We start from the raw sequence: 16,707 nt of genomic DNA on the forward strand, positions 1-16,707 counted from the left end.
GGTGTGGCTGCGCCTTACCCGCTGAGGCGTGCCGAAGGGTCGCTACACCTGGGGTCCGTCACGTTGTGCACAGGAAGGGCCACGCATGGTGCCCGCAGACTCAGGACGCTACAGCACCCGGACGGCGGGTGCGGGAGAAATGACGAAATGGGTTCCGCACGGCAGGAGGGAGCGCGAAGGCGTGCGCGGAACGGGGCCGCGCGAACGACCGCGGGCGCGCACCCGGTGGGGGTGCGCGCCCGCTGCGGGCCCCGGGCGGCTACGCCGGGAAGCCCTTGCGGTGCTCCTCCACGCCGGCGCGCAGCCGCTCCAGCTGCTCGCCGACCCGGACAGGGGCTGTTCCGCCGCGCCCCGAGCGGGAGGCCAGGGATCCGTGGACGGTGAGGACCTCGCGCACGGCCGGGGTCAGGTGCCCGGAGATCGCGGCGAAGTCGTCGTCACCGAGATCGGGCAGGTCGATACCGCGCTCCTCGCACACCCGCACGCAGGTACCCGCGATCTCGTGCGCCTCGCGGAACGGCACCCGCTCGCGCACCAGCCACTCCGCGATGTCGGTGGCCAGGGAGAAGCCCTGTGGCGCCAACTCCGCCATCCGGTCGGTGTGGAAGGTCAGGGTGGCGACCATGCCCGTCATGGCGGGCAGCAGCAGGTGGAGGGTGTCGACCGCGTCGAACACCGGCTCCTTGTCCTCCTGGAGGTCCCGGTTGTAGGCGAGCGGCAGCCCCTTGAGGGTGGTCAGCAGGCCGGTGAGGTCACCGACGAGCCGACCGGCCTTGCCGCGTGCCAGCTCGGCGACGTCGGGGTTCTTCTTCTGCGGCATGATCGACGAGCCCGTGGAGAAGGCGTCGTCGAGCGTGACGAAGGAGAACTCCTTCGTCGCCCACAGGATGACCTCCTCCGAGAGGCGGGACAGGTCGACGCCGATCATCGCGGTGACGAAGGAGAACTCGGCGACGACGTCGCGGGCGGCGGTGCCGTCGATCGAGTTCTCCACCGAGTCGGGGAAGCCCAGCTCCTCGGCGACGGCACGCGGGTCCAGACCCAGCGACGAACCCGCGAGGGCGCCGGAGCCGTAGGGGGAGACCGCTGCGCGGCGGTCCCAGTCGCGCAGGCGCTCGATGTCGCGCAGCAGCGGCCAGGCGTGCGCCATCAGGTGGTGGGCGAGCAGCACCGGCTGGGCGTGCTGGAGGTGGGTGCGGCCGGGCATGGCGGCGCCGGGGTGGGCCCCGGCCTGGTCCGCCAGGGCCTGGACGAGGTCCAGGAGCCGGTCGGCGATCTGCCTGGCCTCCTCGCGCAGGTACATGCGCACGAGGGTGGCGATCTGGTCGTTGCGGGAGCGTCCGGCGCGCAGACGGCCGCCGAGCTCCGGGCCGACCCGCTCGATGAAGCCGCGCTCCAGTGCGGTGTGCACGTCCTCGTCCTCCAGGACGGGGGTGAACTCACCGGACGCCACGTCGGTCTCCAGCCGGTCCAGGCCCTCGATCATGCGGTCCAGCTCGTCCGCGCCGAGCAGGCCCGCACGGTGCAGGGCCCGCGCGTGGGCGCGCGAACCGGCGATGTCGTGGCGGGCGAGGCGCCAGTCGAAGTGGGTGCTCAGCGACAGCCTCGCCAGGGCCTGGTCGGGGCCGCCCTCGAAACGGCCTCCCCACAGGCGCAGCGCCTCGGGTTGGTCGGCCATGGTGGTCTCCTTGACGTGTGTGGGTGGGTGCGGGGCCGCAACGGCTCCGCACCGCCGGGATGTCTCCTGCCGCGGCGCACCCGGCGTCCACGCGGGTGGCCTCGCTCGCGACAGCGCGGTCGGGGCTACGGTCTGCGGTCCGCCAGCCGCAGGAGGGCGGCGGCCAGCTCCTCGCCGCCCTGGGGGTCGCGGGAGATCACCATGATGGTGTCGTCGCCCGCGATGGTGCCCAGGATGGCGTGGAAGTCGGTGTGGTCGATGGCCGACGCCAGGTACTGCGCCGCGCCGGGCGGGGTGCGGACGATGACCATGTTGGCGGAGGCCTCTGCCGAGACCAGCAGGTCCTCGGCCAGCCGGGTGAGGCGGGCACCGGAGACCTGTTCGAGGTCGAGGCCGCCGGGCCGGGTGCGCTGGAGGCGTTCGCCGCCCTCGCCCGGCAGCACGTAGGCCAGGTGTCCGGCGGCGGTGCGGAGCTTGACCGCGCCCAGTTCGTCCAGGTCCCTGGAGAGGGTGGCCTGGGTGACCTGGACGCCCGCCTCGGAGAGGCGGCGGGCCAGTTCGCCCTGGGACCGGACGTCCTCACGGGTGAGGACGTCGGTGATCCGGGCGTGTCTGGCCGCTTTGGTCATCGGCGCGGTGCCGCCGTTCTCCCCGGTCATCACTGGTCGGGACCGGGGGCGTCACTGGTTTCGAGCAGGAAGGTGAGAAGGGCCTTCTGTGCGTGGCGGCGGTTCTCCGCCTCGTCCCACACGACGCTCCGGGGGCCGTCGATGACCTCGGCCGAGATCTCCTTGCCCCGGTAGGCGGGCAGACAGTGCAGGACGATCGCCGCGGGGTCCGCGGCAGAGAGCAGCGCGGCGTCGACGATGTAGGGGCGGAAGGGCGCCTCGCGGTCGCCCGCCTCGTCCTCCTGGCCCATGGAGACCCAGGTGTCGGTGGCCAGGACGTCGGCGCCGTCCGCGGCCTCCCCCGGGTCGGTGGTGACCGACACCGATCCCCCGGTCTGCTCCGCGATCCGCGCCGCGCGGGCGAGCACCTCGGCATCGGGGTGGTAGCCCTCGGGCGCGCCCACGCGGACGTGGAGTCCGGCGGTGGCCCCGCCCAGCAGGTAGGAGTGGGACATGTTGTTGGCGCCGTCGCCGAGGTAGGCGAGGGTGAGCCCCGCCAGGTTCCCCTTGTGCTCGCGGATCGTCTGGAGGTCGGCGAGGATCTGGCAGGGGTGGAACTCGTCGGTGAGCGAGTTGACCACCGGGACGGAGATGTGGGCGGCCAGGGTCTCCAGGTCCTTCTGGGCGAAGGTGCGCCACACGACGGCGGCGACCTGGCGCTCCAGGACCCGTGCGGTGTCCTCCAGTGGTTCGCCGCGGCCCATCTGGGTGCTGCCGGAGTCCAGGACGAGCGGGCTGCCCCCGAGGTCGGTGACGCCGACGCTGAAGGACAGGCGGGTCCGGGTGGACGGTTTGTCGAAGATCAGGGCGACGGTGCGCGGCCCGGCGAGCGGCCGGTGGCCGAAGCGGTCCGCCTTCATGTCGTCGGCGAGGTCGAGGACCCGGGCCTGCTCGTGCGGGCTCAGGTCGTCGTCACGCAGGAAGTGGCGGGTCACGGCTGCGTCTCCTTCGTCGCCGCGGCCTCGGCCGCGTCCAGGATGGTCGGCAGTGCCTCGATGAACACGCCGATCTGTTCGGGGGTGATGACCAGGGGCGGGGCGATCCGCACCGCGTCGGGGGCGACCGCGTTGACGAGGAACCCGCGGACGGCGGCCTGCTCCTGGACGTGGGCGGCGTGCGGGCCGGAGAGTTCCAGCGCCCGCCACAGCCCGGAGCCGCGCTGTCCCGCGAGCAGGGGGTGGTCGATGCCGTCGAGCTGCTCGGCGAGCAGGTCGCCCATGACGGAGGTGTGCGCGAGAAGGCCCTCGTTCTCGATGGTGTCGATGACGGCGAGGGCGGCGGCGCAGGCGACGGGGTTGCCGCCGAAGGTGGAGCCGTGGTCGCCCTTGTGGAAGGCGTCGGCGTACTCGCCGAAGCCGACGCAGGCGCCGATGGGCAGTCCGCCGCCCAGGCCCTTGGCGAGGGTGAGCACGTCGGGGCGCACGTCCTCGGCCTGGTGGGCGAACCACTCGCCGGTGCGGCCGATGCCGCTCTGGATCTCGTCCAGGACGAAGGCGGCGCCGCTCCCGTCACAGATCTCGCGGACCCCGGCGAGGTAGCCCTCGGGCGCGGGGACGACCCCGGCCTCCCCCTGGGTGGGTTCGGTGAACACGGCGACGCAGGACTCGTCGACGGCCTCGCGGAGCGCGTCCAGGTCTCCGTGCGGGACGAAGCGCACGTCCATGCCGAAGGGACCGAAGGGCTCTCGGATGGAGTCCTTGCCGGTGAGGGCGAGGGAACCGGAGGTACGCCCGTGGAAGCCCTTGGACGCGGCGACGAAGTAGTGGCGTCCGGGACCGGCCGCGCGCTTGACGAGCTTGAGGGCGGCCTCGTTGGCCTCGGTGCCGGAGTTGGCGAAGAAGACCTTGGCGTCGCCTCCGAGCAGTCCGACCAGGCGCTCGGCCAGCTCGACCTCGCGTTCGTGGACGAACAGGTTGCTCGTGTGGGCGAGGGTGGCCGCCTGGTGCGCGACCGCCTTGACCATGGCGGGATGGCCGTGCCCGAGGCTGGAGACGGCGATGCCGGCGATGAGGTCGAGGTACTGGCGCCCGTCCGCGTCGTAGACCTCGCAGCCGCGGCCGAGGGTGAGGACCACGGGCGGAACACCGTAGTTGGGCATGAGCGAGGCGGCGAAGCGCTCGCGCAGGGTGGAACTGCTGGTCACTGTGCGCCTCCTGCGTTCGTGACGGCGATGGTGTCGGTGGTGCGCCCGGGGCGCGGGGTGTGTCCGTTTCCGGCGGCCAGTCCGGCCTCCAGCTGCTGGTCGGCGACCATGGTTCCCACACCCTGGTCGGTGAAGACCTCCAGGAGCAGGGAGTGGGGGACGCGGCCGTCGATGATGTGGGCCTGGGGGACGCCGCCCTCGACCGCGCGCAGGCACGCCTCCATCTTGGGGAGCATGCCCGAGGACAGGGAGGGCAGGAGGACCTTGAGTTCCTCGACCGTGAGGCGGCTGATCAGCTCCGTGTTGGCCGGGTAGTCGGCGAACAGGCCCTCGACGTCGGTGAGCATGATGAGCTTGCTGGCACCGAGCGCGACCGCCAGGGCCGACGCCGCGGTGTCCGCGTTGACGTTGTAGACGCCCCCGTCGTCCGCGCGGGCGATGCTGGAGACGACGGGGATGCGTCCGTCGGCGATGAGCGCGGCGACGGCACCGGGGTGGACCCCGGTGATCTCGCCGACGCGGCCGATGTCGACCGTCTCGCCGTCCACCTCGACGCTCTTGCGCTCCGCGACGAAAAGGTTGGCGTCCTCGCCCGACATGCCCACGGCGAAGGGGCCGTGCTGGTTGACGAGCCCCACGATCTCGCGGTTGACCTGTCCGGTGAGGACCATGCGGACGATGTCCATGGCCTCGTCCGTGGTGACGCGCAGTCCGGCGGTGAAGCGGGACTCGACCCCGGCCAGGGCGAGCTGGGCGCTGATCTGGGGGCCGCCGCCGTGGACGACGACGGGGCGCAGGCCCGCGTAGTGGAGGAAGACGATGGACTCGGCGAAGCGGACCCGCAGTTCCTCGCTGATCATGGCGTTGCCGCCGTACTTGACCACGACGGTGCGGCCGTGGAAGCGGGAGAGCCACGGCAGCGCCTCGATGAGGTGGGAGGCCTTGTCGATGGCCTGGGCCTGGTCCGCTGTCGGATGTGCTGAGCGCGCGATCATGTCGGGTTCTCGTCGGTGTCGGGGGTGTCGGCGCCGACCTGGGCGGCCAGCTCTGCGAGCACCTCGGTGAGCAGTGCGGCGAGGGCGTCCTCGTCGGGGATGGTGCCGCTGGCGCCGCTGGCCATGAGCAGCACGGTGTCGTTGGTGGCGGTGAGCGGGCCGAGGGTCTTCCCGACGGCGTCGGCCAGCAGGCGCTGGCACTGGTCCCCGGTGACGTCGGCGTCGGTGGTGAGGACGTACAGCCCGGTGGACAGGGAGGAGTCGGGGCCCTTGGCCATGGCACCGACGGTGTGGCCGTCGGCGCGCCTGAAGGCGATCTTGACGACGGTGTCCGTGGTGCGGACGGCGTCGGCCGCGTGCAGCCCGCCGCTCCGGCCCGCCTCGGCGACGGCCGCGGTGAGGCCCGCGCGGACGGTGTCCATGGGGAGGCGGGGCCCGACGGGGCCGGCGGAGCACAGGACGATCTCGGCGGCGGAGTCGTCCAGCAGTGCGGCGGTGTGCTCGGCCTCGGCGTGTGCGTCCTGGAACCCGAGGGGGCCGGTGCCCGCGTTGGCCCCGCCCGAGTTGAGGGCGGCGGCGCGCACGCGCCCTCCGGAGACGACCTGGCGGGTCCACAGGACCGGGGCCGCGGCGTCCCGGGCGTTGGTGAGGACGGCTCCTGCGGCGCGGGAGGGGCCGTCGTTGATGACGACGGCGACGTCCCGGGCTCCGTCGGCCCTCAGCCCGGAGGCGACTCCGGCGGCGCGGAACCCGAGGGGTGCTGTGACACTCACGGTGGTGTGGTCCTCGTCCTAGGGCGCGACCGCGGCGAGCGGCAGGCCGGCGGTCTCGGGCAGCCCGAGGGCGATGTTGGTGCTCTGCACGGCGCCGCCGGCGGTGCCCTTGGTGAGGTTGTCCAGGGCGGCGACCGCGACCATGCGGCCCGCCTCGGGGTCGACGGTGACCTGGACGAGGGTGGTGTTGGCGGCCAGCGTCATGGCGGTGCTGGGCCAGGTCCCCTCGGGGAGCAGGTGGACGAAGGGCTCGTCCGCGTAGGCGGTCTCGTAGGCGGCGCGGACCTGTTCCGCGGTGACGCCGGGCCGGAGGGGCGCGGTGCAGGTGGCGAGGATGCCGCGGGGCAGCGGTGCGAGCACCGGGGTGAAGGAGAGCCGGACCGGCTCGCCCGTCACGGAGGTGAGGTTCTGGATGATCTCGGGGTTGTGCCGGTGGGTGCCGCCGACCCCGTAGGGGCTGAGGGCGCCCATGATCTCACTGCCGACCAGGTTGGGCTTGGGGGCCTTGCCGGCGCCGGAGGTGCCGGTGACGGCGACGACGGTCAGGTCGGGCTCGACGAGCTGCTCGGCCAGTCCTGGGAACAGGCCGAGGGTGGCGACGGTGACGTGGCAGCCGGGGACGGCGACACGGGTGGCGCCGACGAGCCGTTCGCGCTGTCCTGGGAGCTCCGGGAGGCCGTAGGGCCAGGTGCCGGCGTGCGGGGTCCCGTAGAAGCGTTCCCAGGCGGCGGGGTCGTTGAGCCGGAAGTCGGCTCCGCAGTCGACGACGAGGACACCGTCGCCGAGCTGCTGCGCGAGGTCGGCGGACTGGCCGTGCGGCAGCGCGAGGTACACGATGTCGTGCCCGCGCAGGGCGTCGGCGTCGGTGGGGGCCAGGACTCGGTCGGCCAGGGGCAGCAGGTGCGGCTGGTGCTGGATGAGAGGGGTTCCGGCGTTCTTCGCGGCGGTGACCGCGCCGATCTCGATCTCGGGGTGGCCGAGGAGCAGGCGCAGGAGTTCTCCCCCCGCGTAGCCGCTGGCTCCGGCGATCGCCGCGCTGTATCCCATGCCGCTCCCTCATCTCGTCCGACTGGACTATCATGCATCCCACTGCAAATTTATGCAACCCAGTGCGGAAAGCCCCGCCGTCCCGGCAGGGGGCTCACCGAGCGGCGGGCAGGGCGGCGGCTCGCGGGCGCGGAGCCGCCCAGCGGCCCCGGGCGGTCTCAGCGGCGCGCGATGCGGGTGGCGATCCCCGCGAGGCGGGAGGTGTGACCCTTGTCCTCGGTCTTGGACTCGCGGCGGTCCGCGGTGCGGTACAGGCCGTCGACGACCCGTGTACCGGCCCAGCGCAGGGGCTCGGGGTCCCAGCCCCGGGCCTTGTGTCCGACCCACGGCAGACGGGTCAGGTCCGTCTGCCGGCCCAGGACGAGGTCGCGCAGGGTACGCCCGGCCAGGTTGGCCGCCGCCACCCCGCTGCCCGCGTAGCCGCCGGCCCAGCCCAGCCCGGAGCCGGAGTCCATGTGCACGCTTGGGCACCCGTCGCGCGCCACCCCGAGCAGCCCGGACCAGGCGTGCTCGACCGGTACGTCTGCCACGTCGGGGAACATCCGGGTGAGGGCGCGCCACAGTCCGGCGATCTCCTGCGGCTGCGTGGAACCGTCCTGGTCGGGACCGGAACGGTGCGGCACTCCGCGCCCCCCGATGGCGATGCGGTCGTCCGCCGTGCGCTGGGCGTAGACGTAGGAGTGGGCCGCGTCGCCCAGGACCTCGCGCCCCTCCCAGCCGATCTTCTCCCACAGATCCGCGGGGATCGGCTCCGTGACGATCATCGAGGAGCGCATCGGGATCCGCTCGCGGCGCTGTCCGCGCTGGGGTGAGGCGAAGCCCTCCGTGGCGCGGACGACGTGGTCGGCGGTGACGGTGCCGTGGTCGGTGACGACCGCGGGACGGGCCGCGCCCTGCCTTGGCCGGATCTCCTCGACGGCGGTGCCCTCGAAGAGGTCGACACCGAGGTCCACCACCACGCGGGCCAGCCCGGTGACGAGCTTGGCGGGGTTCACGCGCGCGGCGTGCGGGGAGTAGGCCGAGGCGACCGCCCCGGCCACGACCAGCCGGGGCTCGTGGTCGTGGGCCAGGAGATGGATGTCGTCGGGCCAGTAGCCCCACTCCTGGAGGTACTCGATCTCGGCGGTCAGGCGCTCCTGCTGGGCCGCGTTGGTGGCCACCAGGCGCATGCCGCCCCGGACGACGTCGGCCTCGACGCCCTCCGCCTGCGCGACGGCGACGACCTCGTTGACGGTCTCCATCATGGCCCGCTGGAGAGCGATCATCGAGGACTTGCCGTGTGACTGCGCGTAACGCTCACGAGGACCGGCGAACTCCGCGGAGAGCCACCCTCCGTTACGACCAGAGGCTCCGAACCCTGCGAACTCACGTTCGATGATGGCCACCCGCAGGTCCGGCTGCGCCTTCTTGAGGTAGTAGGCGGTCCACAGGCCGGTGTAACCGGCTCCGACCACGCAGACGTCGTAGTCAGCGGCGCCGGAGAGGGACGGCCTGCGGTCGGGGAGCCCCCCGTCCCGGAACCAGAAGGAAACGCCGCCGTTGGCGAATCGTGAGGACCGGGGAATCGGCCTCATCTGCGCCGCAGTGGTGAACGGTCTCATCATTCCCCCCGGAACCTTGCACGCCCGCGACCCATCCCCGCGCGGAACCCACGAACTCCCGCCAACCTACACGGGAACGTCAACCCATGGGATGTTTTCGGCGCCCACGCGCCGTTCCACCCGCTACAGGAGGGGGTTCGACCACTCACAGTCACGGACCGCAACGCTCATCCGCCACACGAGGTGTCACGGAGAGTGCGTGCGATGGAGGCGAGCTGTCGCACTCCCCCGGCTCCGAGCGGGGCGAGCACGTGTTCACGAAGCCGTTCGACGTGCCTGGTCCGAGTCCTGCCGATGAAGTCCAGGCCCTGCTCGGTGAGGGCGGCGTAGACGACCCGCCGGTCGGAGGCGCAGTTCTCCCTCACGAGGTGGCCCTCGCGCTCCAACCGGTCCGCGAGCTTGGTGAAGCCGCCCGTGCTGAGGCTGACCTCCCTGGCCAGCCGGCTCATCGGCAGGCGGTGCCCGGGGGTGCGCTGAAGCCGGATGAGGACTTCGAACCACGGCCCCGCCATGTCCTTGCCGTCGGGGGTTATGCCGCCCAGGAGCTTGGGCTGGACGGCGTTCATCGCCTCATGGACCAGCCCCCAGGCGGTGATGAGGTCGTCGTCGCTCGGCGCGGCGGCCCCCGTGTCCGTCTCGGCGTCGATCGGCTGCGTCGTCATGGCCCACTCCCTGTCCGTTCCGGGGTGGACGCCGGCTCGCATCTCACCCAAAAGAAATATCTTCCCAGCAAACATTACTCGAATGCTGAGACTTCTCAAGGGATTTCGGCCGGAACGCGTCGCGCCCGGCCCGTCGGCAGGACGGCCAGGCGTGGATGTCGGGGACCGGTTCTCCCGCAGGGGTGCCCCGTCGTTCTCGACCGGGTCCCGCCGCACCCCCCGGAGGCGGCGGGACCCGATCCTCAGTGGCGTGCGGCCACCGCGTCCAGCGCGGCGGAGAGCGTGGACACCATGTGGTCGATCTGCTCCCAGGTGATGACCAGCGGCGGCGAGACCAGGAGCGACGTGGGGATCGGCCGGACGATGACGCCGCGGGCGCGCGCCTCGGCGAACACCTCCGCCGTGGTGATCCCCCGGCCTGTCAGTGCCTCCTCCGTGAGCTCGACCCCGCCCATCACCCCGACCCCGGAACGGACCTCGGCCACCAGCGGGTGGGAGGCCAGTCCCTGGAGTGCGACGTCCAGGTGCCGCTCCACCTCCAGCGAAACGGTGAAGAGGTCCTCGCGCTCCAGGATGTCCAGGTTGGCCATGGCCGCGGCACACGCCGTCGGGTGCCCGGCGTAGGTGGTCCCGTGCAGGAACGCGTTGCCCTCGCCGTTGTAGAACGGGTCGGCCACCCGTCCGCTGACCACGATGCCGCCGAGCGGCAGGTAGCCGCTGGAGACGCCCTTGGCGAACACCACCATGTCCGGGCTCACCCCGAACCGCTCGATCCCGAACCAGTTCCCCATCCGGGCGAACCCGCAGATGACGCTGTCGACGATGAACAGCACACCGTACTTGTGGCAGATCCGGGCGACCTCGGTGAAGTAGCCCTCCCCGGGCGGGTAGACGCCGCCCGCTCCGATCACCGGCTCCGCGAAGTACGCGGCGACCCGCTCCGGGCCGATCCGCAGGATCTCGGCCTCCAGCGCCGCCGCCGAGTCGTGCGGTACCACCGAGGTGTCCTCGACCACCCGGCCGTAGCCGTTGCGGAAGCGGTCCATGCCGGAGATGCTCGTGCCGAAGCCGTGCAACCCGTGGTAGCCGCCGGTCCGGCTGATGAGGTGCGTGCGCTCGGGTTGCCCCATGACCGCCCAGTAGCGCCGGGCGAGCTTGGCGGCGGTCTCGATGGACTCCCCGCCCCCGGAGGTGAGGATCACCCTGGGGTCGGCGACCGGCGCGTGGGCGGCCAGTCGTTCGCTGAGTTCCACGGCGGGACCGTTGGAGAAGTCCCCGTAGACGGTGTAGGCGTCCAGAGTGCTGATCTGGCGGTGGACCGCGTCTGCGATCTCGGTGCGTCCGTGCCCGACGTTGCAGTACCAGAGACTGGCGGTACCGTCGAGGTACCGGTCCCCGGACGCGTCCCACAACCACACGCCGTCGGCGCGGGCCACCATGAACTCGGGCCCTCTGGCCACGGTGTTCATATCGCAGAACGTGTGCCAGAGACGGCTGGGCTCCCTGTACTCCTTGGGAGTGAGCGCGGACGAGACAACCGTTTCGGTCATATGGCGACCTCCGAGCCGTGTCATGCGCAAGCGCGCAGCGGAAAACTCAGGTTGATCCGACCTACACCGGGCGCCCGGATGCGGCAGGTGATTGCAGGCTAAGCTTGCGACCCACCTCACAGCAAGAGCCAAAACGAAGATTCATGCCCCGAAACCCAAACTTCATTCCGGTTACCCTCGGCGGTTCGCACCAAAACCCTTGCTGGGCTGGAAAAACAGGGCTCAAATTAGTCTGGAATCCGGACTCCCCGGCGAGGCGTTTCGCAATATGCAGGCTCTCGGAACCGCGTTCGCAGCACTGTCTTAACACAAAGAGGCGGGGCCGGTCGCTCCCCTCTCGGGAAGGACCGGCCCCGTCGTGCTCGCCCGGGGTCCGGGCGCCGGTCAGCCGCGCAGGACGGCGCCGGTCCGCACGGCGGCCAGGGCGACGGCGGCGTCGCGGGCCGCACCGGCCTCCTCCGCCGTCAGCGTGCGGTCCCCGGCGCGGAACCTCAGGGTGAAGGCGACCGACTTGCGGCCCTCGCCGACCTGCTCGCCGGTGTAGACGTCGAACAGCCTGACACTCTCCAGCAGATCGCCCGCGCCCTCGGCCAGGGCGGCGCTGACGAGCCCGACCGGAACCGACTCGTCCACGGCCAGCGCCACGTCCTGGGTGGCCACCGGGTAGGTGGACACCTCCGGCGCGACCACGGGCGGGCGTGCGCTCTCGATCCGGTCCAGGTCGACCTCGACGGCCGCGGAGCGCTCGGGCAGACCGAACGCCTTCAGCGCGCGCGGGTGGAGCTCACCCGCGTGGCCGACGAGCAGGCGCTCGCCCCCGACCCGCACGTAGAGCGCGGCGCAGCGGCCCGGGTGCCAGGGGGCGTGCTGGTCGGCCTCGACCTCCAGCTCGACCCCGGCGGTCCGTGCGACGTGCCGGGCGGCCTGGACCGCGTCGGCCCACGTGGCCGCGCGGCCGGGACCCCACCAACCGGCGCGCTCGATGTTCCCGGCCAGCACCGCGCCCACACGCCGCGGCTGGTGGGGCACGGCCGCCTCGATCTCGGCGAGCTCCCCTGCTCCGGGGCCTCGGTCGACCGGCAGGAGCGGGGCGCGGGCCGCGTCCGGCTTGGGCCGGTAGACCAGACCGGTCTCGAACAGCGCGACATCGGTGAAGCCGCGCCCCGCGTTGCGGGCCAGGGCCTTGAACAGGCCCGGTAGCAGCGTGGTGCGCAGCAGCGGCTCCTCCTCGTTGAGGGGGTTGGCCAGGCGCAGGCTGACACGGCGGTCGTCGTCGGCGGGGAGCTGGAGGCCGTCGAGGTCGCGCTCGCCCACGAAGGGGTAGTTGAGCACCTCGTGGTACCCGGCGTCTGCGAGGGTACGGCCGACCGCCCTGCGCAGGCGCTGCCCGGCGGTGAGGCCGCGCCCGCTCCTGGCCCGTGGCGGGATCGAGGGGATGTTCTCGTAGCCCTCGAAGCGGATGACCTCCTCGGCGAGGTCGTTGGGGTCGGTGATGTCGGGCCGCCACGTGGGCGGGGTGACCATGAGGACGTCCCCGTCGGACTCGACCCGGCAGCCGATGATGCGCAGCCACGCCTCGGCGGTGCCCTCGGGGTAGTCCACCCCGGCGACGGAACTCGCGTGCGAGGCGCGCAGCACGACGGGCTCGCGCGGGGCGGTCCGGTCGATGTGGGTGTAGGCGGTCTCGACGGTCGCCCCGCCCAGCTCGGCCAGGAGTTCGGCCGCCCGGGTGGCCGCGACCAGTTGCACCGCGGAGTCGACGCCGCGCTCGAAGCGGCGGGAGGACTCCGAGGAGAGCTGGTGGCGCCGCGAGGCGCGGGCGATGTGCATGGCGTCGAAGTGGCCGGCCTCGACCAGGATCTCGGTGCTGGTGAGGGAGATCTCGGTGGTCAGACCGCCCATGACGCCCGCGATGTTGACCGGCCCGCTGTCGTCGGCGATGACGGTGTCGTCGGGGTCCAGGGAGCGCTGGACGTGGTCCAGGGTCTCCAGTTTCTCCCCCGCCTCCGCGGCCCGGACCCGCAGCGGCCCCCGAAGGGCGCTCCGGTCCCAGGCGTGCAGGGGCTGCCCGAGTTCGAGCATCACGTAGTTGGTGACGTCGACGGCCAGGGAGACGGGCCGTACGCCGCTCTGGTGCAGACGGCGCTTCATCCACAGCGGGCTGGGGGCGTCGGGGTCGAACCCCGTGGTGCCGCGCAGGACGTAGCGGTCGCACAGCGCCGGGTCGATCTCCGCGGCCTGCCCCTCGCCGGTGGGCGCGGCGACGGCGACGTCAGCGGGGTCGCGGAAGTCCGCCCCGTACAGGGCGGCGGTGTCGCGGGCCACACCCCGCACCGACAGCGCGTAGCCGCGGTCGGGGGTCACGGCGATGTCGAGGACGTCCTCGCGCAGGCCCAGGGGGCCGATGGCGTCCTCGCCCGGGGCTCCAAAGCCCTCGGGCAGCACGACGATGCCGCTGTGGTCCTCCCACAGGCCCAGCTCGCTCGCCGAGCAGATCATGCCGGCCGACATCTTGCCGTAGGTCTTGCGGGCGCCGATCCGGAACCCGCCGGGCAGCTCGGCTCCGGGCAGGGAGACGACGACCAGGTCGCCCTGGGCGAAGTTGCGGGCACCGCAGACGATCTCCTGCGGCTCGCCCGTGCCGTTCGCGTCGCCGACGTCGACACGGCAGTGGCGGATGGGCTTCTTGAAACCGGTGAGCTCCTCGATCTCCAGCACGCGGCCGTAGACGATGGGGCCGGTGAGGTCGGAGCCGAGCTCGTCGACGGTCTCGACCTCCAGACCGGCCAGGGTCAGCCGGCCCGCGAGGTCGCGCGCGAGGACGTCCGCCGGAAGGTCGACGTACTCCCGCAGCCAGGAAAGGGGGACGCGCATCAGTTCTCACTCCCGAACGCCGAGGTGAAGCGGATGTCGCCCTCGACCATGTCGTGCATGTCGCGCACGCCGTGCGCGAACATCAGTGTCCGTTCGATTCCCAGGCCGAAGGCCCAACCGCTGTAGACCTCCGGGTCCACTCCGGCCGCGGTGAGCACCCGCGGGTTGACCACGCCGCAGCCGCCGATCTCGATCCAGCCCTCGCTGGAGCAGGTGCGGCACGGCGCGTCCGGGTTGCCCACGGACGTACCGCGGCACACGAAGCACTCCATGTCCACCTCGGCGGACGGCTCGGTGAACGGGAAGTAGGAGGCGCGGAAACGGGTCCGCAGACCCGCTCCGAACATGTTCTCGACGAAGGCGTCGATGGCGCCGCGCAGGTGTGCGAGCGTGATGCCCCGGTCGACGACCAGGCCCTCCAGCTGGTGGAAGACCGGGCTGTGCGTGGCGTCGAGCTCGTCGGTGCGGAAGGTCTTGCCGGGCGCCACCACGTAGACCGGCAGCTCGCGCGACAGGAGTGCGCGGACCTGCACCGGCGAGGTGTGGGTGCGCATGACCAGGCCGGACTCGCCGCCGTCGGGCCCCTCCACGAAGAAGGTGTCCTGCATGGTGCGGGCCGGGTGGTCGGGTTGGAAGTTGAGCGCGTCGAAGTTGAACCACTCGGCCTCGACCTCGGGCCCCTCCGCGACCTCGAAGCCCAGTCCGACGAAGATGTCGGCCATCCGCTCGGCGACGGTGGTCAGCGGGTGGCGGGCGCCGCGCGGGATGCGGTCCCACGGCAGGGTGACGTCGACGCGCTCCTCGATGAGGACCCGCTCGTCCCGCTCGGTCTCCAGGACGGCCTGGCGGGTCTTGAGCGCCTGGCCGACGTCGCGGCGGGCACCGCCCACGCGCTTGCCGGCCTCGGCCTTGGCTGCCGGCGGCAGGGCGCCGATCTCACGGTTGGCCAGGGCCAGCGGGGAGCGGTCCGACCCGTGCGCGAGCCGGACCTCCTTGAGTTCGGCGAGGTCGCCGGCTGCCTCGATGGCGGCCAGCGCCTCCTCGCGCATGCGGGCGACCTCGTCGGGGTGCAGGGGGGTCACCTCGACCGGGTCGAAGGAATTGTTCGGTGCAGACATGGTTGGTTGCCTCGCCGCCGTCCCCCGTGGAGGGGTCGGGCAGCAGTCACGGTCCGCGACGGGGCGGACGAAGCCGACAGGAAGAGCACAGGTGGATGTCGAGCATGCCCGGGGAAGGAACCGTTGCCGGTTCCGGGACACGCCGTAAAGCCCACCGGGGGCGCTGGAGGTCTGAGGGCTCAGACGAACTCGGGCGTCCCGGCGGGCATGGTAAATCGGAACTCGGCGCCGCCGCTGGGGGCGCGTCCGACGGTGATCGTGCCGCCGTGGGCCTCGACGAGGCCCTTGACGATGAACAGCCCGAGGCCGGTCCCGCTCCGGCGCTTGCTGCGCCAGAACTGGCGGAAGACGCGCGGAATGGTCTCGGGTGCTATGCCCTGGCCTTCGTCGCGCACCGACACCGCTGTTCCTCCCTCACACGGCTCGATCACGATACTGACAGTACCAGCGCCGTGCCGCACCCCGTTTTCGACGAGGTTGGACAGGATCTGGTGGAGTTTGTCGGAGTCGATCCACATCTGGGGGAGATCACCGCGGGCTTCGACGCGGAAGCGCTCCTCGGGTTCGCCGGCGGCGACGAACCCGGCGACGACCCGGCGCACGGCACCGGGCAGGTCGACGACCTGGCGGCGGATCTCCAGACGTCCGGACTCGATGCGGGACACGTCGAGCAGGTCGTGGATGAGGCGGGTGACGCGGTCGGCGTCGGCGTTGACCGTCTCCAGCATGAACAGCTTCTGCTTGTCCGTGAGCCTCTCCCACTTGGTGAGCAGGGTGGAGGTGAAGCCCTTGACGCTGGTCAGGGGGGAGCGCAGTTCGTGGGCGACCTCGGAGACCAGGTCGGCACGGCTGCGCTCGGCACGGGTGGAGGCGTCGCGCAGGGTCAGGACCAGGCGGACGAGTTCTCCGCCGGGGCGGGCCCGCACGTAGCGCGCGGCGACGAGTATCTCGCGCTCGTCGGGCAGGAAGAGGGCCCGCTCGGGCTGGCGGACCCGGTCGCGTGCGCCGCCGTAGGGGTCGCTGGCCTCCCACCAGTCGTGGCCGTCGTGGCCGACGAGGGGCAGGACGGAGCGGTAGTCGCGGCCGAGCGCGGACTCGGTGGGGACACCGGTGAGCTGGGCCGCCTGGGCGTTGAAGAGGACCACGCGGCCCGCCGCGTCGGCGACGACGACGCCGTCGGGGAGGTCGTCGGCGTGCAGGGGGGTGCCGGCGAGACCGGCGGAGGCCCCGGCGACGTCCAGGAGCGCGACCGAAGGAGGGTCGTTCCGCAGTGCGGAACGGGCCCGGACGGCGCGCCCGTGCGCCTCGGCGGGGGCGTCGGCCGGGTCGGCTCCCTGCCCCGGGTCGTCCGACGGGTGAGCGGCTCCGCCGCCCGCGTCCTCCGCCGGGTGATCCGCCTTCCGGCCGCTGCCCACGCCTCTCCCCGCTCCCCTTGAAGGTCCACGACCACAGGCTCCTGGGCCGAGGACCGCTGACCGGCCGTGTCCGCGAACGCCCGCGGACACCACCGCAGGTTGTCTACCCTGCACTTCCACCTGGTACGCCTTGCGGCCCGGGACAGGGCGTCCGACGGGAGACGAGCGTACAAGCACCCTCCG

Annotated in this window: 13 protein-coding genes; all 13 read right to left on the reverse strand. The window is 72.3% G+C overall.

What is annotated here, in order from left to right:
* Positions 1-259: 259 nt before the first annotated feature.
* Complete coding sequence (gene argH, locus ACFWTE_RS14210) at positions 260-1,678, reverse strand: argininosuccinate lyase (RefSeq protein ID WP_378779793.1); 1,419 nt, start codon at positions 1,676-1,678, stop codon at positions 260-262.
* A 125-nt stretch (positions 1,679-1,803) separates the two neighbouring features.
* On the reverse strand, positions 1,804-2,337 hold the full coding sequence (locus ACFWTE_RS14215; RefSeq protein WP_378779794.1) for an arginine repressor: 534 nt from the start codon (positions 2,335-2,337) through the stop codon (positions 1,804-1,806).
* Positions 2,337-3,281, reverse strand: a complete 945-nt coding sequence (gene argF, locus ACFWTE_RS14220; RefSeq protein ID WP_378779795.1) for an ornithine carbamoyltransferase — start codon at positions 3,279-3,281, stop codon at positions 2,337-2,339. The genes ACFWTE_RS14215 and argF overlap by 1 nt, the downstream gene beginning before the upstream one ends.
* Positions 3,278-4,489: an acetylornithine transaminase gene (locus ACFWTE_RS14225; protein ID WP_378779796.1), complete on the reverse strand. Its 1,212-nt coding sequence runs from the start codon at positions 4,487-4,489 to the stop codon at positions 3,278-3,280. The genes argF and ACFWTE_RS14225 overlap by 4 nt, the downstream gene beginning before the upstream one ends.
* Positions 4,486-5,484 (reverse strand): acetylglutamate kinase, encoded by a 999-nt coding sequence (gene argB, locus ACFWTE_RS14230; protein WP_378779797.1) that lies wholly within the window; start codon positions 5,482-5,484, stop codon positions 4,486-4,488. Before argB ends, ACFWTE_RS14225 begins: the two co-directional genes overlap by 4 nt.
* Positions 5,481-6,257, reverse strand: coding sequence for a bifunctional ornithine acetyltransferase/N-acetylglutamate synthase (locus ACFWTE_RS14235; RefSeq protein WP_378779798.1), 777 nt, complete (start codon positions 6,255-6,257; stop codon positions 5,481-5,483). Before ACFWTE_RS14235 ends, argB begins: the two co-directional genes overlap by 4 nt.
* 18 nt (positions 6,258-6,275) lie before the next feature.
* The gene (gene argC, locus ACFWTE_RS14240) at positions 6,276-7,304 is read right to left on the reverse strand and encodes an N-acetyl-gamma-glutamyl-phosphate reductase (protein WP_378779799.1); all 1,029 of its coding nucleotides are present in this window, start codon (positions 7,302-7,304) and stop codon (positions 6,276-6,278) included.
* Between the two features lie 158 nt (positions 7,305-7,462).
* Positions 7,463-8,878: an NAD(P)/FAD-dependent oxidoreductase gene (locus ACFWTE_RS14245; RefSeq protein WP_378779800.1), complete on the reverse strand. Its 1,416-nt coding sequence runs from the start codon at positions 8,876-8,878 to the stop codon at positions 7,463-7,465.
* 194 nt (positions 8,879-9,072) lie between these two features.
* Positions 9,073-9,567, reverse strand: coding sequence for a MarR family winged helix-turn-helix transcriptional regulator (locus tag ACFWTE_RS14250; RefSeq protein ID WP_378779801.1), 495 nt, complete (start codon positions 9,565-9,567; stop codon positions 9,073-9,075).
* 242 nt (positions 9,568-9,809) lie between these two features.
* The gene (locus ACFWTE_RS14255; protein ID WP_378779825.1) at positions 9,810-11,036 is read right to left on the reverse strand and encodes an aspartate aminotransferase family protein; all 1,227 of its coding nucleotides are present in this window, start codon (positions 11,034-11,036) and stop codon (positions 9,810-9,812) included.
* Positions 11,037-11,501: 465 nt separating this feature from the next.
* Positions 11,502-13,991 carry a phenylalanine--tRNA ligase subunit beta gene (gene pheT, locus ACFWTE_RS14260; protein WP_378779802.1) on the reverse strand — a complete coding sequence of 830 codons (2,490 nt, stop codon included), beginning with the start codon at positions 13,989-13,991 and terminating at the stop codon, positions 11,502-11,504.
* Positions 13,991-15,109, reverse strand: coding sequence for a phenylalanine--tRNA ligase subunit alpha (gene pheS / locus ACFWTE_RS14265; protein ID WP_378779803.1), 1,119 nt, complete (start codon positions 15,107-15,109; stop codon positions 13,991-13,993). Before pheS ends, pheT begins: the two co-directional genes overlap by 1 nt.
* Positions 15,110-15,288: 179 nt before the next feature.
* The gene (locus ACFWTE_RS14270) at positions 15,289-16,524 is read right to left on the reverse strand and encodes an ATP-binding protein (RefSeq protein ID WP_378779804.1); all 1,236 of its coding nucleotides are present in this window, start codon (positions 16,522-16,524) and stop codon (positions 15,289-15,291) included.
* Positions 16,525-16,707: the final 183 nt, after the last annotated feature.

Origin of the sequence: Nocardiopsis sp. NPDC058631 (assembly GCF_042716955.1) — a bacterium.
GTDB lineage: Bacteria > Actinomycetota > Actinomycetes > Streptosporangiales > Streptosporangiaceae > Nocardiopsis.